This window comes from Vibrio stylophorae, assembly GCF_921293875.1.
Lineage (GTDB): Bacteria > Pseudomonadota > Gammaproteobacteria > Enterobacterales > Vibrionaceae > Vibrio_A > Vibrio_A stylophorae.
Genome location: NZ_CAKLDI010000001.1, coordinates 396,815 through 420,883 on the forward strand (window position 1 = coordinate 396,815; position 24,069 = coordinate 420,883).

A 24,069-nucleotide genomic window follows, 5' to 3' on the forward strand; every position below is an offset into this window, starting at 1 on the left:
CAGCGCTATGGCTGCCTTTGTATTAATGAATGGGCTGATGCGGCAGGCGGCGTTTTTGATTCCAAGCCATGAGTCCAACCAAGAAAAGAACGGGAATAAACAGCCACTCTTTCATCGGCCGATCGGCCGGCAAAATGACCTGTTCAATTTGCCAGTCAAATTGAATTTTGGCTTTATCCGCAGGGCTATCAAAGGCCACCATATCGACGATCAATTGCTCATTGCGTTCGCTGAGTATTAGTCCAGTTGATTCAACGCGCGCCAGTCCGCCTTTGGCTTTTTCATCAAAGGGAAGATGAACAATTTTACTGACTTCATCACCTTCAATCGTCAGCCCAGAAACTTGCAAATTAAGTGGCTCACCAATGGCAAGTTGATCGGCGATTTCAACTAGCTGGCTTCCAGGATAGGTTTCAGTCGCGGGATAGATTTTGTCCCACCAAAAACCCGGACGAAATAGGCTAAAGGTAAAGACCAGCAGTAGTAAGGTTTCCCACCATTTATTGCGGGTCAGCCAATAGCCTTGGGTGGCGGCCGAAAAGAGCAAAATGGCAATGGTGGCGGAGGTTACGGTTAAGGCAAGGTGCCACAGTGAATCAATGCCTATCATCAATAGTTGGGTATTGAAGATAAACATAAAGGGCAAAATCGCGGTGCGAATATCGTAAGTGAAACCTTGAATACCGGTTCGAATTGGATCTGATTTTGCGATTGCGGCTGCGGCAAAAGCCGCAAGCCCCACCGGCGGCGTGTCGTCAGCTAAGATGCCAAAATAGAAGACAAATAGATGAACAGCAATGAGCGGTACAATCAGGCCATGTTGGCCGCCAAGTTCCACAATCACGGGTGCCATGAGGGTCGAAACCACAATATAGTTAGCTGTGGTGGGCAGGCCCATTCCTAGTAATAGGCTGATCACTGCGGTAAAGATCAACATCAAAATCATATTACCGCCAGAGATAAACTCGACAAATTCAGTCAAAATTAAGCCGATCCCTGTCAGCGTGACGACGCCAACCACAACCCCAGCCGCAGCTGTTGCAACACCTATTCCAATCATATTGCGCGCACCAATCACCATGCTTTCAAGCACATCTCGACAGCCACTGCGTAAGCTGGCTTGCTCGGCGTTTTCATGATCATTGGATAAATGCATTTGGCGGCGGAAATAGCGAATCAATGGATGCTGAGTGATCAAAATAAAGATCATCATGCAGCTAGCCCAAAATGCGGAAAGCCCAGGAGATAAACGCTCTACGGTTAAGCACCAGACCAATATCACAATGGGTAGTAAAAAATGCAGGCCCGAAAGAAAGGTCGGTAGTGGTGCTGGCAGCTCATCAAACTGCTGATCATGATTATAAATTTCAGGGGCGTAATAGCGCGCTGAAATACGAATCAGTCCAAGATAGGCAGTGATGGACAGCACCAGAACAAAATAGATGGTTGCGGCACCTAGCGCAGTTTTGACCCAGCTGAGTCCGTAGTAAAAGAAAAAGCTTAAGGCGATGACTAGGGTGGGGATGGTGAGCCAATAGAGGCTTTTTATCACAAAGCACATGGTGGCGGATTGCGCCAATGCACGCTCAGATTGATGGCGCGGTAATCCTTGCATGCCTGCTTTTAGCGCTTCTAAGTGAACGATATAAAGCAAGGCAATATAGGAGATGATCGCAGGTAAGAAGGCGTGTTTGATGACCTCGATATAAGAGATCCCCACATACTCCACCATTAAAAATGCCGCTGCGCCCATAACTGGCGGTGTGAGCTGACCATTGGTGGAAGCGGCCACTTCTACCGCGCCTGCTTTGGTGCCAGGAAAGCCAACGCGCTTCATCAGTGGAATCGTAAAGGTCCCCGTGGTCACCACATTGGCAATAGAAGATCCTGAAACCATGCCAGAAAGCCCAGAGGCGACGACTGACGCTTTCGCAGGGCCACCACGCATATGCCCCAATAGGGAAAATGCGACGCGAATGAAATAACTGCCTGCCCCTGCTTTTTCAAGCATGGCGCCAAAGAGTACAAAGAGAAACACAAAGGTCACTGAAACCCGCAGGGCGACACCAAAAACGCCTTCAGTAGTCAACCAAAGGTGTGACATCGCCTTATTAATGCTCGCACCTTTATGTGCGATTACATCGGGCATATAGGGGCCAGCAAAGGCATAGGTTAAAAAGAGTGTGGCGACAATCATTAATGGTGCGCCCAGTGCACGACGTGTCGCTTCGAGTAGTAGCACCATACCAATCACTGCAAAGATGATATCCATTTGGGTTGGCGCGCCTGCTCGATTGGCCAATTGTTCATGGAAAATATAGATATAGGCCGCGGCAAAGCTGCCAAACAAAGCAAAGATCCAATCAAATAGTGGAATGCGATCACGCGGTGAGCGACGAAATGCAGGGTAGGCCATAAAGGCTAAAAATACAGCAAAGGCGAGGTGAATAGAGCGCGCCTGCGTGCTGGTAAATACACCAATATTGAAATCTGTTGGAAAAGGCGATGCATACCACAGCTGAAAAAATGACCAGCAAAGTGGTACATACCAAAGAAGATGGCGTGCAAAGCCTTGTGGATTACGTGCACCAGAGTCGGCTTGAGCGACCATTTCCTGTGCATCTTGCGCGGTTGCGTGGGGCTGATTCATGCCTGGTCCTTCTTATTATGAATATCAAAATAGCGCAAAAGGATGGCGCAGTGCCGTGAAAAACACGGCACTGAGAATGACGAGTATTGAACCCGATATAAGTTAAAGGGATTACTTCAGTAGCCCCACTTCCTTGTAGTAACGAACCGCGCCTGGGTGCAATGGAATCGAGATGCCATCTTTGACCATGTCCTCTTTTTTGAGGTTGGCAAAGGCTGGGTGCAGGCGTTTAAAGGTATCGAAATTTTCAAACACGGCTTTGGTCACCACATAGGCGGTTTCTTCTGACATCGCTGTGGTAGTGACTAAGGTCGCAGCTACGCCAAAGCTTTGAATGTCTTTATCTGTACCTCGGTATGTACCCGCAGGTAGCGTGGTTTTCGCGTAATAACTGTTGTCTTTGACCAGTTTGTTTACTTCAGGGCCTTTAGCGCTGATCAGGACGGCATCGCAAGAGGTGGTCGCCTCTTTAATGGATCCATTGGGGTGGCCAACGACGTAAACAAAGGCATCAATTTTATTGTCACATAGGGCTTGTGAGCGCTCGGAACCTTTAAATTCAGCCGGTAGGGCAAAATCAGATTTATCCCATCCCATGGCCGCCATTACCACTTCCATAGTCGCGCGATCACCAGAACCAGGGTTACCGATATTGACACGCTTGCCTTTTAAATCGCTTAGATTAGTGATTCCAGCATCCTTGCGCGCAATGATATTGAAAGGTTCAGTTTGTAGTGAAAAGAGTGCGCGAAGGTTTGGCATTGCGCCAAGCTCTTTAAATTGATTGGAGCCATTAAAGGCATGGTATTGCCAATCAGATTGCACAATACCGAGATCCAATTCGCCAGAGCGCATGGTGTTGATGTTGTAGATAGAGCCGCCTGTGGATTCGACGTTACAGCGGACTTGATGATCTTTTCGATCTTTATTCACAAGTCGGCAAATCGCACCACCTGTTGGATAGTAGACGCCGGTGACTGAGCCAGTACCAATTGTAATGAACTCTTGCGCTTGCGCAGTACCAGCCGCCGCTGCAAGACCAATCGCAAGGCCTGTTGCTTTGAGGAGCGTGGAGAATCTCATAATGTCCCTTCCTTTTCATATGATCATTTCGAGTGTAGTCCACTGTGGATACAAACTAATGAATATGGATGCGTCATTGCATTGGCCGCAGATGATAGCAAAGAAAAAAATAGAATTTAAAAGATGAAAGCGGATTGGAATGCCCTGAATGGCGTCGAGAAAGAGGGATAAAAGGAATCAATGCGGTGTTAGAATAGGCTTTGATTCGTAAATTTAATTGTCAAGATAAATAATATTTTTGGTGATTTTGAGAGCAGGCGCACGATTAAGTGCGCCTCAATTTGCGGTGAATTAGCGTTTATAGCCAAACAATTCACAAACCGATTTAAAGAGTTTGGTTGTTGCCGTTTCTTTGGTTGGGGTGATAAAGAGGGTATCGTCACCTGCAACAACGCCAAGAATACCTTCGGCTTTGCCTAAAGAATCAAGCAAGCGTGCAATCAGCTGCGCTGCACCTGGTCCGGTATGAATCACCACAAGGTAATCGTTGTGGTCAATTTCCATTACCAACTCTTTGAGTGGGCTTGAGGTGGTCGGTACACCCAGCTCTGCTGGCATGCAGTAAACCATCTCCATTTTTGCATTGCGCGTACGCACTGCACCAAATTTGGTCAACATCCGTGACACTTTGGATTGGTTAATATTTTCAAAACCTTCGTGTTTTAGCGCCTCAACAATCTCTCCCTGAGAGCTGAACTTTTCTTCCTTTAAAATGGCTTTAAACGCTTTGGTCAGTTGTTCTTGCTTATCTGAGCTACGCATAGATTTGAATACCGAGGGTTGAAAAATGCTATTTTTGCATATTCATGCAGCTTGCCGCAAAAAAAGATGCGATAGTTTGTGTTCAGCTTCGCGATCTTTACTTAATGTGTGAAATTTAAGCATGTTTATGCATTTCGCCAAAAATAGACCAGATCTTCGGAAAAATCCTGCAATTATGCATGGAAAATGATCCCGTCTGCGCAAGGTCGCAAAGCTGTTGTTACAAGATTGTTTTTAAATTGGTCATGGGATAGTTTGGTAACAGGTCTGAAACATAATAATAGTCTGATAATCACTCTTACGAATGTAAGGAGATAATTATGAAAGTGGCTGTAATTGGAGCTGCGGGGGGGATTGGCCAGGCACTCGCCTTGCTACTCAAGACCCAGCTACCACCAAAAACTGTATTGTCTCTCTACGATGTTGCGCCAGTGACCCCTGGTGTGGCCAAGGATCTGAGCCATATTCCGACAGATGTTGTTGTCGAAGGTTTTGCCGGTGACGATCCAACGCCAGCGCTGCAAGGCGCGGATATCGTGATGATCTCTGCAGGTGTTGCACGTAAGCCAGGTATGGATCGTGCGGATCTTTTTAACGTGAATGCGGGCATTGTAAAGTCTTTGGCTGAAGTGATTGCCAAAGTGTGTCCTAAGGCTTGTGTTGGCATTATTACCAACCCAGTCAATACCACAGTGGCGATTGCCGCTGAAGTCCTTAAGAAAGCGGGTGTTTACGATCCGCGCAAATTGTTTGGTGTAACTACCTTGGATGTAATTCGGTCTGAAACCTTTGTTTCTGAGCTGAAAGGCAAGCCACTCGGCAGCTTTACGGTGCCAGTGATTGGTGGCCATTCCGGTGTGACCATTTTACCGCTGCTCTCACAAATCGAGGGTGTTGCGTTTAGTGATGAGGAAATTGCGCAGCTCACCCATCGAATTCAAAATGCGGGTACGGAAGTGGTAGAAGCAAAGGCGGGTGGTGGCTCTGCAACGCTGTCTATGGGGCAGGCGGGCTGCCGTTTTACATTATCGCTACTGCGCGCGTTACAAGGCGAACGCAATGTGGTGGAGTGTGCTTACGTCGAAGGTAAAAGTACGCATAATCGATTCTTTTCACAACCGCTGCTACTTGGGCGTGAAGGGGTTGAACAAGTGCTTGACTATGGCGTCGTGAGTGCTTTTGAACAGCAAGCGATTGAGACAATGCAGCCGATTTTGGCGAAAGACATTGTTACAGGAGAAGAGTTTGTCGCTGAAGCAGTGATTTAATTGTTCTCATTTGGAAATGCATAAAAACGGCCACATCATGTGGCCGTTTTTATTTGGATCTGAATGGATCTAAATTGATCCTATGATATGTATGCGAGCCTTAGCTACGACGTTCAACCGCAATGTGTGCAACTGCAATCAAGGCCTGCTTGTAAATGGAGTCTGGAATTGGCGCGAGTGCATCAATGGCTTTTTGCGCTTCCATTTGCGCGCGGGTTTCAGTGTAAGCCAGCGAGCCAACGCGTTCCATGCAAGCGAGGATGGGTTGTAACAGTGCTCGGCCATTACCTTGCTCAATGGCTTGGCGAATCATAATTTGCTCTTCTGCGGTGCCATGGGTCATCGCATGTAAAAGCGGTAGCGTAGGTTTACCTTCCGCTAAGTCATCGCCCGCTTGCTTACCCATCTCTTCGTCTGATGCCGTGTAGTCCAGTGCATCATCGATCAATTGAAATGCCGTACCGAGGTAGCGACCATAATCTTGCATCGCAATTTCTTGTTCTGTGGTGGCACCCGCGAGCACGGCGCTCACTTGGGTGGCGACTTCAAATAAGCGTGCCGTTTTTGAGTAAATGACTTGCATATAACTGTCTTCAGTTACATGTGGATCATTGCAGTTAATGAGCTGGTGGACTTCACCTTCGGCGATTACATTGACTGCTTCGCTCATTAATTCAAGGACGCGAAGTGAGCCAAGTTTGGTCATCATTTGAAAGGCGCGGGTGTAGATATAATCACCGACCAAAACGCTGGCAGCATTGCCGAATTCGGCATTAGCGGTGGCTTTGCCACGACGCAATTCTGATTCATCAACCACATCATCATGAAGCAGTGTTGCGGTGTGAATGAATTCGATATAAGCCGCACTCATCAGATGCTTATCACCTTGATAATTGAGCGCTTTAGCTGCTAATACCGCCAATGTTGGGCGAATACGTTTGCCGCCGCCACTGATGATATAAAAGCCAAGTTGATTGATCAGCGCGACAGGCGAATTGAGCTGGTCAAGAATGTGTTGATTGACGGCATTCATATCGCTTTCAATCAGTTGAGTGATTGCTTTGAAGTCCATTATTTTTCCTGTGCCTAGCTGTCAAAAAAGCAGATTTATGTATAATTAGCTACATGGATTTTACATGAAAACGGCATAGGTGACAGCGTTGATCCTATGTTGGGCGGGCGACGATTCAAGGTTGATCAGCTTTTCACCAATTTTCTTTGTCGAATGGCTTGTCAGTTGCGATTTAATAACGTAGAATTCGCGCCCTATTGATAAAAGATTTGCGCACACTCAATTGGTCACAATTTGACCTGACTGTGCGGATGAAGCGGAGTAAGAAATGTACGCTGTTTTCCAAAGTGGTGGTAAGCAACACCGAGTAAGCGAAGGTCAAACCGTTCGCTTGGAAAAGCTAGACGTTGAAACTGGTGCGACTGTTGAATTCGACAAAGTGCTACTGGTTGCTAACGGTGAAGAGATCAAAGTAGGTGCGCCTCTTGTTGAAGGTGGCAAAATCACTGCTGAGGTTGTAACTCACGGTCGTGGCGACAAAGTGAAAATTGTTAAATTCCGTCGTCGTAAGCATTCACGTAAGCAAATGGGCCACCGTCAGTGGTTCACTGAAGTCAAAATTACTGGCATCAGCGCTTAAGTTAAGGAGAAGGATTAGATGGCACACAAAAAAGCTGGCGGTTCTACTCGTAACGGCCGTGATTCAGAAAGTAAACGTCTTGGTGTAAAACGCTTCGGCGGTGAATCTGTTCTTGCAGGTAACATCATCGTTCGTCAACGTGGTACTAAGTTCCACGCTGGTACTAACGTAGGTTGTGGTAAAGACCACACACTTTTCGCTCTAACTGAAGGTAAAGTTAAGTTTGAAGTGAAAGGTCCTAAAAACCGTAAATTCGTTAGCATCGAAGCTGAATAAGCCAATCGGTACGAATGACAAAGCCCTGCCTTATGGCGGGGCTTTTTATTAATGGTGCATTACTCACTCTTGAGGCTTTATTCTCTCTGCTGCTGGGTTAAACTAAACAAAATGCACCGATGTGGAGCAACAAATGAAATTTGTAGATGAAGCCGTCATTAAAGTTGATGCCGGTGATGGTGGTAACGGTACCGTCAGTTTTCGTCGCGAAAAATACGTCCCTAAAGGTGGCCCTGACGGTGGCGATGGTGGTGATGGTGGCGACGTTTATCTGATTGCAGATGAAAACCTAAACACCCTGATTGATTACCGTTTCCAGCGCTTCTATGCAGCCGGTCGTGGTGAGAATGGCCGTGCAGGTAACTGTACAGGTAAACGTGGCGATGATTGCGTGTTGCGAGTTCCTGTGGGTACCCGTGCTGTTGATATCGATACAGGTGAAGTGGTTGCAGATTTAACGCAACATAATAGTAAGATCATGGTTGCCAAAGGTGGTTGGCATGGTTTGGGGAATACCCGCTTTAAATCATCTGTGAACCGCGCTCCACGTCAAAAGACCATGGGGACCAAAGGTGAAGTGCGTGAACTGCGCCTCGAGCTTTTGCTACTCGCTGATGTGGGTATGCTAGGTTTGCCAAACGCAGGTAAATCAACCTTTATCCGCGCAGTGTCTGCTGCGAAACCGAAAGTGGCTGATTATCCATTTACCACGCTGGTGCCAAGCCTTGGTGTGGTTCGTATTGCCGATGATAAGAGCTTTGTGGTTGCCGATATTCCAGGATTGATTGAAGGTGCATCTGAAGGTGCGGGTCTTGGTATTCGCTTCTTGAAGCACCTTGAGCGTTGCCGCGTGCTACTACATATGATCGATCTATTGCCGATGGATCAATCGGATCCTGTCGCTAATGCAGTGACGATCATTGAAGAGCTCGGTCAATACAGTGAAAAGTTAGCCAATAAACCTTGTTGGTTGGTATTTAACAAAGTTGATCTGCTTTCTGAAGAGGATGCACAAGCAACCATTGATGCAGTACTTGAAGCATTGGATTGGGATGAGCAGTACTACTGCATCTCTGCGGCAAACCGCCAAGGTACGCAGCAGATTTGTTATGATCTGATGACGCAAATTGAATCCATGCCGCGCGAAATTGAAGTGGAAGAGACCCTTGATGCCCCTGAAAAAGTGGAATTCAAGTGGGATGATTACCATGATCGTGCAATCCGCGAACATCAACAAGTCGATGATGACGATGATGATGATTGGGATGATTGGGACGAAGATGATTATGATGTAGAGATCATCTATAAGCCATAATGTAAATTATCGCTTAGTCGAAGAAAAAACCGCCGATAAATTCGGCGGTTTTTTTATACAAAAAGAGCCCATGATCTAAGAAAAGTGTGGATTTATATCAATATTCACATTTCACATTTTGTTACACTGAGCGCCATCTGTTGGAAGGAATTGCTCATACATGATCATACAGGATGTCGATGCGCATGGTTATCAGCGCAAGGTCACGCAGCTTGCGATTCTCGCAGGCCAAATGTTATTGCAGCACGGTGCGGAAAGCGCACTGGTTGCAGATATTAGTCGCCGTTTTGCTTACGCTTTGGGTGCTAAGGATGTTGCTGTGTCGCTCACAGCAAATTCGCTCACCTTAACCACCATTATTAACGATAACTGCATGACCACAGTGCGTGAATGCCCAGACAAAGGGATCAACATGCGTGCTGTCACTCAGATTCAGCGCACCTGCATCTTGACCGAAAAAGGGTTACTTGATGCCACGCAGGCACGATATAAGCTCGATCATATTACCCCGCGACGTTATAACCGCTGGTTGGTGGTACTCATGATTGGCCTGTCGTGTGCGGCATTTTGTCGATTGGCTGGTGGTGATATCGCAGCGATCCTTTTGACTTTTTTAGCCTCCAGCTGCGGCATGATTGTGCGCCAAGAGATGGGGCACCGTCATTTCAACCCAAGCCTAAATTTTGCTGTCACCGCCTTTGTCACCACGCTGGTTGCGGGCATTGGTGAAAAATACCAGATAGGTGATACGCCCTTCTTAGCCATGGCCTCTTCGGTATTGATGCTAGTTCCCGGCTTTCCTCTAATTAATACCTTTGCTGATATGGTAAAAGGCTATATCAATATGGGCATCGCACGATTTACCTTTGCCAGCTTGTTAACGTTGGCGACTTGTATTGGCATTGTCGCGGCAATGAAGGTACTTGGTGTTTGGGGGTGGATCATATGATCGTGGATATCAACTGGCTGGATCTTTTAATTGGTCTTGCCCATGACATGTTCTTTGCATCGATTCCAGCGGTTGGATTTGCGCTGGTGTTTAATGTGCCGGAGCGCGCATTGAAATATTGCGCCATGGGTGGTGCTTTGGGTCATGGCATGCGCTATGTGCTGATGCAATTTGGTATGCCTATTGAGTGGGGGACCTTAGCTGCGGCGACCACAGTTGGCATGATCGGTGTTTATTGGTCGCATCGCTTTTTGGCGCATCCTAAAGTGTTTACTGTGGCAGCGATGATTCCTATGGTGCCAGGCGTTTTTGCTTATAAGGCGATGATTGCCATGGTTGAGATTAACGAGCAAGGCTATAGCCCTGAGCTTTGGGCGATGGTCATGGATAATTTTATTAAGGCCATGTTTATTATTGCTTCCTTGGCGATTGGGCTTGCGATGCCTGGACTGTTATTTTATCGTCGACGTCCGGTTATTTAACGCCGCTAGCTTCAGTCGATATAAGGATAAACCATGAAAATTAGTATGATTGCCGCATTAGCAAAGGATCGTGTGATTGGTCAAGACAATCAAATGCCTTGGCATTTACCGGCTGATTTTGCTTGGTTTAAACGCTGTACTTTAGGCAAGCCTGTGATTATGGGGCGCAAAACCTATGAGTCCATTGGTCGCCCTCTGCCCGGCCGTCACAATATTGTGATTAGTCGCCAAGCGCCAGCTGATCAAGCGGTGACTTGGGTCAGTGGTATTGAGCAAGCCATTGAAGCTGCTGGCGATGTTAAAGAGGTGATGATTATTGGCGGTGGCTCTATTTATCGCAGTTGCTTAGCCACTGCAAATTGCCTGTATCTTACCTTTATCGATGCGCAAGTGGATGGTGACACTCAGTTCCCTGATTGGGGCGATGCTTGGCAACAAACTTATTCTGAGCATTATTCTGCAGATGATAAAAATGCTTACGATATGGAATTTGCGATTTTAGAGCGGATCTAAGCTTGAATTCTGAACAATAAAAAAGCGCCTTTGGCGCTTTTTTATTGTCTTGGAATGCGAATGGCTACGAGTACGACTCTGGCGCGATTAATTCGCGGATTGATGAGCCGTAAGGCTGGGCTGATGGAAGTATTGCTGATCTTCCCAGCGCAGCATGGTCATGCCATTGCCCCACACGCAGCCACTATCTAAACAAATCACACCATGACCTTGGTATTGACCAAGCGCTGCCCAGTGACCAAAGATAACCGTTGGCAATTTATTGCGACGCGGTACATCAAACCAAGGCATTAAATCAGGATTTTCAAGGGCTTGAGGTGGCATTTTTTCCGCCATATCCAGCGCCCCATCGGCATAGCAAAATCGCATCCGAGTAAGGCTATTGATGGTAAAGCGTGTCTTTTCAAGTGGCGTGTGTGCATCGCACCAACGCGCAGGCTGATCGCCATACATCTGTTGTAGTAGCTGCTGATAGTTAGCACTTTGCAGCTGTTTTTCGATTAATTTGGCTTGCGTGGCTGCGGTTTTCAGATCCCACTCAGGCGCAATGCCGGCATGACTGACCACAAAATCAAAGGTTGGGTGCTGGCGTAGCAAGGGTTGATGGCGCAGCCAAGTGAGTAAGGACTCACAGTCTGGCGCATCTAAAATCGCTTGGGTCTGATCTTTTGGATTGATGGTTTTAAAGCCATGCGCGACGGCTAGCAGGTGGAGATCATGATTGCCCAATACAGCTTTTGCACTATTGCCGAGCGATTGAATAAAGCGCAAGGTTTGCAAAGAAGCAGGGCCGCGAGCCACCAAATCACCGACCAGCCAAAGTTCATCAGTGGCTGGGTCAAAATGAACGCTTGAAAGCAGGGCTTGTAGTTCAGCTAAGCAGCCCTGTATATCACCGACAAGATAGGTGGCCACGTGAAGGAACCTTATGCTTCGTCACTATTCGCTGGATTGTTATCTGTTGCATTGCCATGATTGGCATCAAGCCAGTTGGCCATCGCAACAAATTGTGCCAGCGAGAGGTTTTCTGGACGTAGCGTTGGGTTGATATCCAAAGACTCAAGCACGGTATCATCCATCAACTTTTTAAAGCAGTTACGTACGGTTTTACGGCGTTGGCCAAAACCTTCACGACACACACGATCCAACCATTTTAAGTTGGTGGCAGGGTGTGGCAATTCAGCATGTGGGGTAAGACGAACCACAGCTGAGTCAACTTTTGGTGCTGGTTTAAATGCCGTTGGCGGTACTTCCAATACTGGTGTTACTTTGCAGTAGTACTGCGCCATCACGGTCAAACGACCATAAGCCTTGCTACCAGGGCCAGCCGCAAGACGGTTCACCACCTCTTTTTGTAGCATAAAGTGCATATCTTGAATGCAGCCGCTAAAGCTAAAGAGATGGAACATCAAAGGTGTTGATACGTTATAAGGCAAGTTACCAAATACACGCATTTTGTAATCAGGGCGTGCCAATGCAGAGAAATCAAATTGCATCGCATCAGCTTGGTTAATGGTGAGTTTGTCTTTAAGGACAGGGTGTACCATCAGACGTTCAGCAAGATCACGGTCAAGCTCAACAACAGTGAGGTGATCCACTTGCGCTGCAACAGGCTCAGTCAGTGCGCCAAGACCTGGGCCGATTTCGATCAGGTTTTCACCATTACGTGGGTTAATCGCTGAGACGATGCTGTCGATGATATAAGGATCATTCAAAAAGTTTTGGCCAAAGCGCTTACGAGCGCGGTGACCCAGGTGAACTTTGTCACTCATTACTGTTGTTCTACCATATGTTGCGCATAGGCGAGCGCTGTCCAGAGGCTGCCTGTGTCTGCGTTTCCAGTTCCAGCGAGATCTAACGCCGTTCCGTGATCTACTGAGGTGCGAATAAAGGGCAGGCCAAGGGTGATGTTCACCGCGTTGCCAAAGCCTTTGTACTTAAGTACGGGCAACCCTTGATCGTGATACATGGCCAATACCGCATCGGCATCAGCGAGATATTTGGGTTGAAATAATGTGTCTGCGGGTAATGGACCAATCAGGTTCATGCCGCGGCCGCGTAGTGTATCAAGGACTGGGGTGATGGTGTCAATTTCTTCGCGACCCAAACAGCCATCTTCGCCCGCATGTGGATTGAGGCCTGCGACCAATACTTTTGGCACAGCAATGCCAAATTTGCGCTTGAGGTCTTGCTCGAGAATTTCAATCACTTCCGTAAGCGATGCCTGGGTAATGGCATCAGAAATGTCTTTAAGTGGTAAGTGAGTGGTTGCTAGCGCAACGCGAAGTCCCTCGGTTGCCAGCATCATCACGACTTTATGAACGCCAGCTTGCTCTTGGAAAAATTCTGTGTGGCCACTAAAAGGCACGCCAGCGCGGTTAATCACCCCTTTGTGCACTGGGCCTGTGACCACCGCGGCAAATTCACCACTTAAACAGCCCTGTGCGGCGTAAGCAAGAGTGTCGAGGACATAGCGACCATTGGCTTCATTGAGCTTGCCAGCGATGGCTGGTGATGCCAAAGGTACATGTGCAACCACAAGTTCACCAGCTTGGCTAGCACTGGCTGGTACATTGCTGTCATAGTCTTTTAGTTGAATTGTCAGCCCGAGCGACTTTGCGCGCTCTGCTAGTAGCGTTTTATCCGCGCACACAACCAATTGATGGGGCCAGCTATGCTGGCCCATGGTGATCATTAGGTCTGGGCCAATGCCAGCAGGTTCACCAGCAGTGACGACAATGCGTTGGGTTGATTTATTGAGGGTCACGATTGATTACCTCAATGTAGGCGCTGTTGCGAAGTTGTAGCAGCCAGCTTTGTGCTTCGTCATTGAATTTGCGCCCCATCAGCATGCGATAGGCTTGATCCAACATAGCTTGCTCTGTGCGATCGACTTTTTTGCGACCAAGGACTTCGACAATATGCCAGCCGTGCGCAGTGACAAAAGGTTGGCCAATAACACCAATGGGTTGAGTCTCGATGGCATGCTGAAACTCGGGCACAAAAATACTTGGGTCTTGCCAGCCAAGGTTGCCACCTTTGACGGCAGAACCTGGGTCATCACTGTATTCACTGGCCATTTTCGCAAAGCTCACCTCGCCACTGCGAATTGATTGTGCGATACGTTCGAGCTCAGCTTTAGCGCCTGCATCACTTAAGATTGGGGTGGTTTTGAGCAAAATATGGCGGCTATCAATCTCTTGCGCAGAGACGGTTTCGAGGCCTTTCACATCAAAAATTTTGAGAATATGGTAACCCTGACCGCTGCGGAATGGACCGATGATGGCACCTTTACCTTGCGCGCCAATTTGATCGGCAAAGAGGGTCGGCATCGCTTCTTTACGAAGCCAGCCCCAGTCACCGCCTTGTAGTGCCTTTGGACCATTAGATTCAGTAAAGGCAAGAGTGGCAAAATCAGCACCGTTGTTTAAGCGCTTCACGATTTGGTCAATGGCCGCTTTTGCATCTTCACTTTCGTCAAATTTCACCTGAATGTGGCCCAAGTGATATTGCACGTTTTGTGTGCTTTGATCTTGCAGTGCTTTGGCTAGTGCTTTGACTTCCTCTGGTAGCACGTTGATTTGGCGCTGAACAATGGCGCCACGAGCGCGGCCAGCAGCCATATCATCACGAACACTTTGACGAAAATCAGCATAACTCACGCCGTTTTTCTCGACCGCGCGGCGCAGACCATCAACAGAAAGTCCTTCGCCTTTAGCAATGCGAGCAATGGCCTCATCAAGCTGTGCATCACTAATTTCAAGACCGATGCGTTTGGCTTGCTGAAGCTGTAACTCTTGGTCGATGAGGTTATCGATAATTTGATCGCGCATCACGGATAAACTAGGAACGCTTTGTCCTTTTAGCGCTGCGTTCATCGTTAAAATTTGGTGAGCGCGATTGATATCACTTTCCAAAATGACGCCATCGTTGACGATGACGGCCACCTGATCGAGTGACTGAGCTTGGGCTGGGGCAACAAGACTCACAACGCAAAGACACAGGTAAATCCACTTTTTCATACACAATCCACAATCAAATAGCACAGAGTTGAGACCTTGCTGGCTCAATTTCATTCATTAATTATTCAAATAAAATGGGCGACCATAACCTAAGGAATTACCACCATCAGTGGTGTCGAGATTTAGGTTTTGAGTGCTTAGGCCACGCAAGGATACGGTGAAGCTAATATTGTTCTCATAGTCCGCTTGTTGCGCGTCAAAGCTGTAGTCGCGAAGATATTCGTTATAACTGATGCCCATCGCCCAGCAAGCGGCTTCATAGGTGAGTCCTGCATAGCTTTGCAGCATGATATCTTCGTTGAGATCATGGTAGTAATTGGCGCGGAACTTCCAGTTATTGGTGATTGAAAAGCCTGTTTCAAAGCCCAGCTGTGAAATCCCTTCATCGGAGATAATTTGCTCACTACCTGGTACAGATAAATTGACCGTTTGGCTAATATAATCTTTGGTGATGTAGCGATAGCTAAGCTGAGCAAAAGTACTATCTTGGCGGTATTCCATGGTGGTGTTAGCCAATTGTACTTGATTGATGTTGGCATCATATTGCAATGAACTATGGAAAAATAACCAATCTGCATAGTTAAAATCAGACTCGAGCGCCCAAGCTGAATAGGTTGGCGGCGCATCTTGCCCTGTCGGTGAAGTGTTACCAGTATCGTTTAGATAGAAGATTTGACCAAAGGACAGGTTAAATCGCTCGATGTAATCACTATCAAAATAACGGGTGGTGGCACCCACGCTGACTTGATTGGCTTCGGCGATATAGTCAATGCCACTATATTTGCGATCGCGGAACAGACCATAGTAATCAGTTTGTAGTAAGGTGGTGTCATAACCACCGCCAGCATAGTTAAATGGCTGATAAATCGCGCTTTGATCTTCTTTTGGAATATACAGATATTGAATTCGAGGCTCTAAGCTTTGGGTATAAGCATGGCCTGAGATCTCGGTGTCACGCTCAAGATAAACCCCACCATCCCAACGAAAGCTCGGTAGAGTGCGCGTCACAGAGGATTCAAGTCGGTTGGTTTCGCCTGCATCGAGCGTAAGGTTGTCGATATTTTTTTGGTTGTAGTAGGTGTACATCAACTTGGCTTCGGTATTCATATACCACCAAGTGTCGCTGAGCGGCAGTGAGATACTGGGCTCAAGATGAACGCGATCCGCAGAAGGCTTATTCGGGTCATCAGTTTCAAAGCGGCTGACACTGCTGTTCATATTCCAATCCAAACCCAGTAATGAGTTGGGATAATAGAAGTTGAAATCGAGCTGTGGCACTAAACGATAGGGCAGGCTATCGCCAGTCAGCTGCTGAAAATCACGCACCATGATACGACTGTTCCAATGCTGGTCGCGATAACTCACCGCGCCAGTTTGCATCAACTGGTTGTCTTCGCGTTGACCAATATCAGAATCAAGATCGACAAAATAATTGGTATCACTGACGCGGCTGTAATCAGCCTCAATCAGCCAGTGCTGTTTATAGGTGCCGTAATGCTGCCAGTTAAAAGCCCAGCGTTTGCCAAGACTCGGATTTTTTTTATCTGAATCGAGAATTTCACCGCTGAGCGAACCTTCGCCAATATCCCAGAGGTAGCGAAATTCGGCGCCCATTTGCAGGCCGCGTTTTTCCATATATTTGGGGGTCAAGGTGAGATCGTAATTGGGCGCGATATTCCAATAAAATGGCAGTTCAAACTCTAAGCCGTCACGAGAGCCGATACCAATGGTTGGAAATAGAAAACCTGTGAGGCGCTGTTCGCCTACAGGAACACGCAGCCATGGCGCATAGAGAATGGGCACATCGAGCACTTCAAAGCGCGCGTTATAAAAATCGGCGTAGGGACTGTCGTCGTCTCGCTCAATATGGCTGGCAGAGAAATTCCAGCTTTTATCGCCTTCTGGACAAGTGGTAAAGGAGCCATCTTGCAGGCGAAAAATTTTCTGACCGTCTTTGTATACGCGATAAGCTTCACCGCGACCTTGTTGGCATAGCAGGCGATATTTCGCGTTATGCATCTCAGAGTCTTCGGTGGTGAGATTGGTCACCAACTTGTCACTTTTGACTTCAACTTGGCCATCACTAAAGATCACATCACCTTCGGCCGTCACAATATTTTCAGGTTGGCGTAGGGTCGCACTATCCGCTTGCATATAGCGCGCGCCTTGTCTTACGGTGACATCGCCTTCATATTGTGCATAACTTTCACTAATCGCCTTGGCGGTATTGGCCTTGATGGTGATTGGCTGATCGTTAACCGTTTCGCTATCTTGCGTTGCAGGTGCGCATTGCTCATGGGGCAGTGCGCTGGTGTCCTCGGCAAGGCTTGGGCTCGAGAGTAATAGTCCAATCAGTGGGGTAAGGGCACGACGAGCATGAGGTAGCATTTGACAGGGTAATCCTTTTTCTTCGCGGCAAAAAAGTCTATTGTGGACAACCAAAAGATAGAATCAGTTCGATCGCCAGCGTGCTGGCTATCATAATGCAATTTTATCAGTAACCACAGCACCTTGACGATGAAGTGTGCGATTAATTTGCAAACACATAGATAAAATGAGGATTGAGCACGTGTGGGGTAGAATTCTCGGCACTCTATTTGGATTTATTTTAGGACGCTGGATTGGCGCCATTTTGGGCTTTATGGTGGGATCCTATTTCGATCACGCCAACGCAAAACTTTATCGATTTAATAGCCCTTTTTCAGGCCAGCCTTTTGGCAATAATCAGCAGCAAAGCAACGATTTCTTTTATGCTGCTTTTGCTGTGATGGGTCATATCGCTAAAGCCAAAGGGCGGGTGAGCCAAAAGGAGATTGCCGTTGCAACGGCATTGATGGATCGCATGGGGCTCGATGCTGAGCGCCGCGCCAAAGCGCAGCAAGCATTTCGCGAAGGTAAAGATCCGCATTTTGCACTGAATCAAGTGTTGCAAGACCTGAGACAAGTGTGTGTCGGCCGTCATGATTTGATTCAGTTCTTTCTAGAGCTACAAATCTCTTTGGCCTTTGCTGATGGCGAAATTCATCCCAATGAGCGCGCAGCCCTGTATCAAATTGCGACCCAGCTTGGTTTTTCTGAACGACAAATGGCGCAGCATTTGCGCATGCGTGAAGCAGCGATGCGTTTTCAGCAAAACAATTTCCGCTCCTACTATTCACAGCAACAATCACAGCAGCAATATCAGCAAGCGGATCCACGAACCGCTCGCGATCAAATTGCCGATGCTTGTACTGTTTTAGGCGTGGCTGCAGATGCGGATGGTAAAACCATTAAGCGCGCTTATCGCAAGCTGATGAGCGAGCATCATCCAGACAAATTGGTGGCAAAAGGTTTACCGCCAGAGATGATGGAGATTGCTAAGGAAAAGGCGCAAGAGATTCAAGCTGCCTATGAGGTGCTGCGCAAGCACCACGGGATTAAGTAATGGCTATTATCAAATAAATAGGCCAACCTACTGATAAACAAAAAATAAAAAGCGCTCATGATGAGCGCTTTTTTGATGCCTAATTTGATATCTGGCGGTTGAAGTCAGATTAAAGAATTTGACTTAAAATCGCATCAACCTTGACTCGGCGAAGACGCTTGAGTAGACGCTTCACTGGCATTGGGTATTGTTCCAAATCCTCAACTTCAAGATAGGAGTTCAGGCGTGTGGTATGGGTCAAAATACAATCCAATTCACGCTGTTTTTGCTCGCGAAGATGCCCCTGTGGATCTTGAATCAAAATGGCATTTTCAAGATCAAGTTTCCATGCGCGAGGGTTGAGGTTACTGCCCGTGATCAACATATAACGCTGATCAATCCAGATCCCCTTAAGGTGGAAGCTGTTATCGTCATGGCGCCATAGATGCAGATTCAAACGACCATCATTGATCTCTTGCTGATGACGTTTGGCAAATTTGCGCAGATTGACCTCATAAAGATAAGGCAGCCCACCAATGGTGCGAAACGGCTCGCTGGGTGGAATGTAGAAGTCATTGGCGGTTTTATCACCGACAATAATGGTGACTTTCACACCACGTCTCATGGCGTTGCGTACTTCTTTGCTCAAACTTTTTGGCAAATTGAAGTAAGGGGTACAGATGGTGATCTCATGCTGAGCACTCGCCAAAAGTGTTTGAATTAGAAAGTTCAAACGGTTACGGCGTTTACCAAGGCCGACCACTGGGGTCAGTGAAATATGTTCATCACCAACACGTTGCGGCTCAAATTGATAGCTAGCGTGTTGCAGGCGACCACGAAGCTGACGAATCGCTGGCTTAAGTGATTTGGTGCTTGGTCGGCATGGTTGCGCTAGGCAGTTGACCGCGTCACTTTCAAGCATATTGTCGAGCACATATTGCGCCATGCTGTCAGCAAGCGATTGATTACGCAAAATATGGTAGCGGTCATAGCGGTAGCGTTCGTGCTGCGCTAAGTAAACATCGTTTAAGCTGGCGCCGCTGTAGATCACCTGATCGTCGACGATAAAGCCTTTGAGGTGCAGTACACCAAAGACTTCACGATTTTTCACTGGCACACCATAAATCTCAATGGCATGTTCATATTTTTCGGCATATTGGCGATACAGTGCCGCGTTGCCGTCAGAGGCGGCTGCGCCAATTAAACCGCGCTGCGCGCGATGCCAGTCAACAAAGACTTTAATATCGAGTGCCGGGTTCTTTTGTTTGGCTTGGTAGAGCGAATCCAAAATAGCGCGGCCAGCTTCATCGTCTTGCAAGTACAGTGCGACGATATAGATGCGATGCTGCGCTTCGCTGATCGCTTGATGAAGTCGGGCACGGAAAGATGACGCGTCAAACAGCGTTTCAAGATCGGCTGGATGATGTGCAATGCAGGGCAATTGTGCTAAGCGCTGCTGTTTCGCACTCAATACGTCCATAGGGCCTCGTCAAAATCTAAATCAAAAGAAAAACAACCGTGCATTCTACCAGAAAGCACCGAAAAAGCGCGACTTGTTGTTTTTACATCCCTTTTTGTATCGTGAAATTGCGGATTTTGTCATAAAAATCAGCTGTTTTATCACAATAAAAAAGCGTTAAAAAATAACCGAGTGTGATGGGTTTACGGGCATTATTTGTGAATAGTGCAAATATTTCGCGTAAAAAAGACCATAAAAAAAGGGCAACCCGAAGGTTACCCTAGGTCGCTCAATTTTGGCCATAGAGCGACAACGAACAACGATGCAGCCTTAAACTTTCAAAAAGGCTTTCAGTTGTTCTAGCACAGCTTCAGCTTCATCTTTGGTTGCCATTTCGACAAACAAGCGAAGCAATGGCTCTGTGCCAGAGAAGCGAGCAAGTGCCCAGCCGCCATTTTTGAAGTAGACTTTCGCGCCATCTTCATAGCTAACTTTTTCCACTTCATAATCAAAAGCTGGTAACGCTTTTTCGACATAGATTTTGTCGTAAATGCGGCCGCGCTCTTTGGCTGGGAATTTACAATCGCCTTCAGCAGTGTACATAAAGCCATATTTGCCGTAGATCTCGTCCAATAGCTCAGAGATCTTCTTGCCAGTCACACTGATCATCTCAACCAGAATGCTTGAGGCAAATACGCCATCTTTACCTTTGATGTGACCGCGAATGGTGAGGCCGCCAGAGCTTTCGCCACCAATCAATGAGTCATCGGCTTCCATTTGTGAGCTGATGTGTTTAAAGCCAACAGGCACTTCAAAGCACTTCTCACCATGGTCTGCTGCAATCGCGTCAAGTAGGTGGGTGGTTGCGATATTACGAACCACAGAGCCTTTCCAGCCCTTGTACTTGAGCATGTAGTAGTAAAGCAGCATCAGCACTTCGTTTGCAGAAACGAAGTTGCCTTTTTCATCGATGATACCCAGACGATCGGCGTCGCCATCGGTACCGATACCGATGTCATAGCCTTTTTCCGCAGTCAGGTGCTTCAAGCGGAACAGGGTTGCTGCGCTTGGGCTTGGCATACGGCCATCAAAGCCTGGGTTTTCGTTATCGTTGATTACGTCTACTTCACAGCGGGCGCTAATCAGTACGGTTTGTAGGGCGTTTTTCGCCACACCAAACATAGGATCGATCAATACTTTGAGGCTGGCATTGCGAATTGCTTCCATATCCACAAAGTCGATGATCGAATCAACAAATTCGTTCATTGGGTTGATGATAACAATGCTGCCAGCTTCGATGGCGTCATCAAACTCAATGGTTTTAATGTCTGCGGCGGTGAGTGTCGCAATGGCAGACTCAATTTTTTGCGTGATCACTTCATCGGCGTCTCGGCCGCCTTCGATAAACACCTTAATGCCGTTGTAATCGGCTGGGTTATGCGATGCTGTGATACATGCTGAATAGGCACAACCCATGTTTTTGGCTTTAAACATCACCACAGGGGTTGGGACATATTTGTTGATAAAGCTAACGGTAATGCCGTTGGCTGCCATCACTTCAGCAAACCAGCGCGATGCTTTATCAGACAGGAAGCGACGGTCAAAGCCAACAACGAAACCGCGATCTGTGACTTTTTCATTGATCATCACTTGCGCTAGGGCTTGCGCCACAAAGCAAACATTCTCGCGGGTAAATTCGTCGCCGATAATGGCACGCCAACCACCGGTTCCAAATTGGATCATGATTGAACTCCTATTTCAAAAATGGATAACCAAGGCAACATGGGGCCCGTAGGCCCCAGATTGGAATGGTGATTAGCCTAGAACAACAACGACTTCGTTGATGCTGCCTTCAGCTTGAACTGGAACCACGTTGCCTTCGATGGCGCCGCCGTTCACAGTAATTGATTTCACGCCTTTGCTGACGCCGTTTGGATTTTCAACTTTGATGTTGTAAGTCGCGCCGCGCCATTGACGAGTCACTTCAAAACCAGGCCAGTTGGTTGGGACACATGGGTCAATTTCTAGACCTGCGAAACCAGTACGAACACCGAGAATGAAGTTGGTCACTGCGTAGTATGCCCAACCAGAAGTACCGGTTAGCCATGGGTGGTTTGCACGACCGTGATCTTGGTGATCGCGACCCATGATGAACTGTACATATGAGTAAGGTTCAGCAATACGTTTTTCGATCATGTCGTTTTGGTTGTATGGGTTCAGTGCGTCGTAGAACTTCATCGCACGGTCGCCACGACCTAGTTTGGTTTCTGCAACCCAAGCCCATGGGTTTGGATGTGAGAAGATCGCACCGTTCTCTTTCACGCCTTGGTAAACGCGCGTAACGAAACCGATATCATCGTTTGGCGTTGCAAATGATGGTGAGTTGAGGTGTAGACCGTACTCTGAGTACAGGTTCTCATCCACTGCATCCATCGCTTTCTCACCGCGCTCTTGAGACACCGCGCCAGAAAGAACTGCAAGGGTGTTTGACTCAAGGTGTACACGGCCTTCAGCTTGTTGCGCAGTACCGATTTTGTCGCCATCTTTGGTTAGACCGCGAATGTACCAGCCGCCTTCGTCATCCCACAGGTGGTTTTCACAAGCTTTACGAACGCCTTCAGCCATCAGGGTGTACTTATCAACATCTGCTTGCTCACCGCGATATTTCGCAAGTTCAACAAATGATTGAAGTGCCCAGAAGTGAAGGAATGAAACCATCGCTGACTCACCGCCGCCAAGGTTCAAACAGTCGTTCCAGTCTGCACGTAGACCTTTACAGATACCGGTTTGACCCACGTACTCTGCAGAGAAGTCTAGTGCTGCCTTCATGTGCTCGTAAACAGTCGCCACACCGCCATCAGCGTATGGAATTGACTCGTCTAGGAAGGTCTCTTCACCTGTTTCTTGAACGTAGTTACAGATGGTTGGAACCAGCCATAGGTGGTCATCAGAACAGGTGTCTTCGATGCCGTGGATCTTATCTTCATCACTTGGGGTTGGTACAACTGTTGGTGATTTAGATGGTTTAACATCCGCTTTTTCAGGATCGAACCAATCAGGATCGAATAGGTGCAAACCGTAGCCCGCTTTTACTTGACCGCGAAGTAGGTCAACCAAGCGCTTACGTGTCATGCGTGGATTTGAGTGAGGTACAGAGATCGCATCTTGCGCAGTATCACGGTAACCCAAGCCAGTACGGCCGCCCACTTCGATGAATGATGCAAAGCGAGACCAAACCACACAAGTTTCTGCTTGGTATAGGGTCCATGCGTTGATCATGGTGTCTAGACCAGCGTTTGGTGATTTCACCTGGAACTTAGCACAGCGCTCATCCCAGTGTGCTTTGATGCCAGCAAATGCAGCGTCAATTTCAGCAACGTTTTGGTATTTAGTGCGAAGTTTCGCGCCAAGACCTTTACCAATACCCAGAATGTAGGCAAAGCGAACTTCTTCACCAGGTTGTAGAACGAATTGCTTGTGCAATGAACCACAGTGGTTGTAACAAGTTTGTGCAGTGTTGAAACACTTACCTTGCTCAACGGCGAGTGGGTTTGATTCGTCGCGGTACAAACCAAGGAAGCTATCACGTTGACCGTCGTATGAATCTGGGTCAAAGGTTGACGCTAGGTAGTAGAAACCTTCGAAATCATTGGTGTTGTAGTAAAGATCGTATTCGATCACGCCATCTTTATATTCAGTACCTGCTGAGTACAAAGACATCTGATGGTTTTGGTTATCAGATTGAATGTGGCTGAATGAGAACTCAACGAATGAGAACGCACTGATGGTACGAGGTTGTGCTGAGGTGTTTTTGATCACAACATCCCAAACTTCAGCATCTTCGCCCACAGGAACAAATAGAGTCTTTGTCGCAACGATGCCGTTGTAGTCACACTTGAATTTTGAGTATGACAAGCCATGACGCACTTCATAAGTTGCTTCATCAAGGCTCTTTGCCACAGGTTGCCAAGAGATTGACCAGTAATCACCTGTCTCGTCATCACGAAGATAGACGTAGTGCCCTGGGCGATCAAATGTCGCATTTGGGCGGAATTTGGTGACACGGTTGTACTCAGGCGAGTTGTAGAAAGAGTAGCCGCCTGCGTTGTGAGAAATCACAGTACAGAATTTTTCAGTACCAAGGTAGTTGGTCCACGGCGCCGGCACGTCAGGGCGAGTGATCACATACTCCCTGTTTTCGTTGTCAAAATAGCCGTACTTCATTGTTGTTCCAT

Annotated in this window: 20 protein-coding genes; 8 read left to right on the forward strand and 12 right to left on the reverse strand. The window is 47.4% G+C overall.

Going from position 1 to position 24,069, the window contains the following annotated elements:
* Window positions 1-22: 22 nt before the first annotated feature.
* The 3 genes from L9P36_RS01875 to argR form a co-directional block, all read right to left on the reverse strand.
* Window positions 23-2,650, reverse strand: a complete 2,628-nt coding sequence (locus L9P36_RS01875; RefSeq protein WP_237464489.1) for a TRAP transporter permease — start codon at window positions 2,648-2,650, stop codon at window positions 23-25.
* A 111-nt stretch (window positions 2,651-2,761) separates the two neighbouring features.
* Window positions 2,762-3,733: a TAXI family TRAP transporter solute-binding subunit gene (locus L9P36_RS01880; RefSeq protein ID WP_237464490.1), complete on the reverse strand. Its 972-nt coding sequence runs from the start codon at window positions 3,731-3,733 to the stop codon at window positions 2,762-2,764.
* 291 nt (window positions 3,734-4,024) lie between these two features.
* Window positions 4,025-4,495: a transcriptional regulator ArgR gene (gene argR / locus L9P36_RS01885; protein ID WP_237464491.1), complete on the reverse strand. Its 471-nt coding sequence runs from the start codon at window positions 4,493-4,495 to the stop codon at window positions 4,025-4,027.
* A 320-nt stretch (window positions 4,496-4,815) separates the two neighbouring features.
* Between argR and mdh the strand changes: the two genes are divergently transcribed.
* Window positions 4,816-5,763, forward strand: a complete 948-nt coding sequence (gene mdh / locus L9P36_RS01890) for a malate dehydrogenase (RefSeq protein ID WP_237464492.1) — start codon at window positions 4,816-4,818, stop codon at window positions 5,761-5,763.
* 100 nt (window positions 5,764-5,863) lie between these two features.
* Here mdh and ispB read toward each other — a convergent pair whose 3' ends face one another.
* Window positions 5,864-6,835, reverse strand: a complete 972-nt coding sequence (gene ispB, locus L9P36_RS01895; protein ID WP_237464493.1) for an octaprenyl diphosphate synthase — start codon at window positions 6,833-6,835, stop codon at window positions 5,864-5,866.
* A 268-nt stretch (window positions 6,836-7,103) separates the two neighbouring features.
* Between ispB and rplU the strand changes: the two genes are divergently transcribed.
* From rplU to folA, 6 genes are all read left to right on the forward strand, one after another.
* On the forward strand, window positions 7,104-7,415 hold the full coding sequence (rplU, locus tag L9P36_RS01900) for a 50S ribosomal protein L21 (RefSeq protein WP_237464494.1): 312 nt from the start codon (window positions 7,104-7,106) through the stop codon (window positions 7,413-7,415).
* Between the two features lie 18 nt (window positions 7,416-7,433).
* Window positions 7,434-7,691 (forward strand): 50S ribosomal protein L27, encoded by a 258-nt coding sequence (gene rpmA / locus L9P36_RS01905; RefSeq protein WP_237464496.1) that lies wholly within the window; start codon window positions 7,434-7,436, stop codon window positions 7,689-7,691.
* 133 nt (window positions 7,692-7,824) lie between these two features.
* The gene (gene cgtA, locus L9P36_RS01910; protein ID WP_237464497.1) at window positions 7,825-9,006 is read left to right on the forward strand and encodes an Obg family GTPase CgtA; all 1,182 of its coding nucleotides are present in this window, start codon (window positions 7,825-7,827) and stop codon (window positions 9,004-9,006) included.
* Between the two features lie 160 nt (window positions 9,007-9,166).
* Window positions 9,167-9,955, forward strand: a complete 789-nt coding sequence (locus L9P36_RS01915) for a threonine/serine exporter family protein (protein WP_237464498.1) — start codon at window positions 9,167-9,169, stop codon at window positions 9,953-9,955.
* Complete coding sequence (locus L9P36_RS01920) at window positions 9,952-10,437, forward strand: threonine/serine exporter family protein (RefSeq protein ID WP_435532754.1); 486 nt, start codon at window positions 9,952-9,954, stop codon at window positions 10,435-10,437. The genes L9P36_RS01915 and L9P36_RS01920 overlap by 4 nt, the downstream gene beginning before the upstream one ends.
* Before the next feature lie 33 nt (window positions 10,438-10,470).
* The gene (gene folA / locus L9P36_RS01925) at window positions 10,471-10,950 is read left to right on the forward strand and encodes a type 3 dihydrofolate reductase (RefSeq protein WP_237464499.1); all 480 of its coding nucleotides are present in this window, start codon (window positions 10,471-10,473) and stop codon (window positions 10,948-10,950) included.
* An 87-nt stretch (window positions 10,951-11,037) separates the two neighbouring features.
* On the opposite strand, the gene L9P36_RS01930 is transcribed toward folA, so the two are convergent.
* Genes L9P36_RS01930 through lptD form a run of 5 tightly spaced genes read right to left on the reverse strand, consistent with a single transcriptional unit; the run spans window position 11,038 to window position 17,360 of the window.
* Window positions 11,038-11,865: a symmetrical bis(5'-nucleosyl)-tetraphosphatase gene (locus tag L9P36_RS01930; protein ID WP_237464500.1), complete on the reverse strand. Its 828-nt coding sequence runs from the start codon at window positions 11,863-11,865 to the stop codon at window positions 11,038-11,040.
* An 11-nt stretch (window positions 11,866-11,876) separates the two neighbouring features.
* A complete protein-coding gene (gene rsmA / locus L9P36_RS01935) occupies window positions 11,877-12,722 on the reverse strand; it encodes a 16S rRNA (adenine(1518)-N(6)/adenine(1519)-N(6))-dimethyltransferase RsmA (RefSeq protein WP_237464501.1) in 846 nt (281 codons plus the stop codon).
* Complete coding sequence (gene pdxA / locus L9P36_RS01940; RefSeq protein ID WP_435532723.1) at window positions 12,722-13,717, reverse strand: 4-hydroxythreonine-4-phosphate dehydrogenase PdxA; 996 nt, start codon at window positions 13,715-13,717, stop codon at window positions 12,722-12,724. The genes rsmA and pdxA overlap by 1 nt, the downstream gene beginning before the upstream one ends.
* Window positions 13,704-14,972: a peptidylprolyl isomerase SurA gene (gene surA, locus L9P36_RS01945; protein ID WP_237464502.1), complete on the reverse strand. Its 1,269-nt coding sequence runs from the start codon at window positions 14,970-14,972 to the stop codon at window positions 13,704-13,706. The genes pdxA and surA overlap by 14 nt, the downstream gene beginning before the upstream one ends.
* A 57-nt stretch (window positions 14,973-15,029) precedes the next feature.
* A complete protein-coding gene (lptD, locus tag L9P36_RS01950; RefSeq protein WP_237464503.1) occupies window positions 15,030-17,360 on the reverse strand; it encodes an LPS assembly protein LptD in 2,331 nt (776 codons plus the stop codon).
* Between the two features lie 166 nt (window positions 17,361-17,526).
* Here lptD and djlA point away from each other — a divergent pair, with 166 nt between their 5' ends.
* Window positions 17,527-18,396: a co-chaperone DjlA gene (djlA, locus tag L9P36_RS01955; RefSeq protein WP_237464504.1), complete on the forward strand. Its 870-nt coding sequence runs from the start codon at window positions 17,527-17,529 to the stop codon at window positions 18,394-18,396.
* A 109-nt stretch (window positions 18,397-18,505) separates the two neighbouring features.
* Here djlA and pssA read toward each other — a convergent pair whose 3' ends face one another.
* From pssA to L9P36_RS01970, 3 genes are all read right to left on the reverse strand, one after another.
* Entirely contained in the window at window positions 18,506-19,855 is a 1,350-nt protein-coding gene (gene pssA, locus L9P36_RS01960) for a CDP-diacylglycerol--serine O-phosphatidyltransferase (RefSeq protein WP_237464505.1), read from the reverse strand.
* Between the two features lie 309 nt (window positions 19,856-20,164).
* Window positions 20,165-21,577, reverse strand: a complete 1,413-nt coding sequence (locus L9P36_RS01965; RefSeq protein ID WP_237464506.1) for a phosphoglucomutase/phosphomannomutase family protein — start codon at window positions 21,575-21,577, stop codon at window positions 20,165-20,167.
* Window positions 21,578-21,649: 72 nt separating this feature from the next.
* On the reverse strand, window positions 21,650-24,058 hold the full coding sequence (locus tag L9P36_RS01970) for a glycoside hydrolase family 94 protein (RefSeq protein ID WP_237464507.1): 2,409 nt from the start codon (window positions 24,056-24,058) through the stop codon (window positions 21,650-21,652).
* Between the last annotated feature and the right edge of the window lie 11 nt (window positions 24,059-24,069).

Coding starts and splice junctions, on each gene's coding strand:
- L9P36_RS01875 (WP_237464489.1), bottom strand. CDS start 2,650: ATGAATCAGCCCCACGCAACCGCGCAAGATGCACAGGAAATGGTCGCT.
- L9P36_RS01880 (WP_237464490.1), bottom strand. CDS start 3,733: ATGAGATTCTCCACGCTCCTCAAAGCAACAGGCCTTGCGATTGGTCTT.
- argR (WP_237464491.1), bottom strand. CDS start 4,495: ATGCGTAGCTCAGATAAGCAAGAACAACTGACCAAAGCGTTTAAAGCC.
- mdh (WP_237464492.1), top strand. CDS start 4,816: ATGAAAGTGGCTGTAATTGGAGCTGCGGGGGGGATTGGCCAGGCACTC.
- ispB (WP_237464493.1), bottom strand. CDS start 6,835: ATGGACTTCAAAGCAATCACTCAACTGATTGAAAGCGATATGAATGCC.
- rplU (WP_237464494.1), top strand. CDS start 7,104: ATGTACGCTGTTTTCCAAAGTGGTGGTAAGCAACACCGAGTAAGCGAA.
- rpmA (WP_237464496.1), top strand. CDS start 7,434: ATGGCACACAAAAAAGCTGGCGGTTCTACTCGTAACGGCCGTGATTCA.
- cgtA (WP_237464497.1), top strand. CDS start 7,825: ATGAAATTTGTAGATGAAGCCGTCATTAAAGTTGATGCCGGTGATGGT.
- L9P36_RS01915 (WP_237464498.1), top strand. CDS start 9,167: ATGATCATACAGGATGTCGATGCGCATGGTTATCAGCGCAAGGTCACG.
- L9P36_RS01920 (WP_435532754.1), top strand. CDS start 9,952: ATGATCGTGGATATCAACTGGCTGGATCTTTTAATTGGTCTTGCCCAT.
- folA (WP_237464499.1), top strand. CDS start 10,471: ATGAAAATTAGTATGATTGCCGCATTAGCAAAGGATCGTGTGATTGGT.
- rsmA (WP_237464501.1), bottom strand. CDS start 12,722: ATGAGTGACAAAGTTCACCTGGGTCACCGCGCTCGTAAGCGCTTTGGC.
- surA (WP_237464502.1), bottom strand. CDS start 14,972: ATGAAAAAGTGGATTTACCTGTGTCTTTGCGTTGTGAGTCTTGTTGCC.
- lptD (WP_237464503.1), bottom strand. CDS start 17,360: ATGCTACCTCATGCTCGTCGTGCCCTTACCCCACTGATTGGACTATTA.
- djlA (WP_237464504.1), top strand. CDS start 17,527: ATGAGGATTGAGCACGTGTGGGGTAGAATTCTCGGCACTCTATTTGGA.
- pssA (WP_237464505.1), bottom strand. CDS start 19,855: ATGGACGTATTGAGTGCGAAACAGCAGCGCTTAGCACAATTGCCCTGC.
- L9P36_RS01965 (WP_237464506.1), bottom strand. CDS start 21,577: ATGATCCAATTTGGAACCGGTGGTTGGCGTGCCATTATCGGCGACGAA.
- L9P36_RS01970 (WP_237464507.1), bottom strand. CDS start 24,058: ATGAAGTACGGCTATTTTGACAACGAAAACAGGGAGTATGTGATCACT.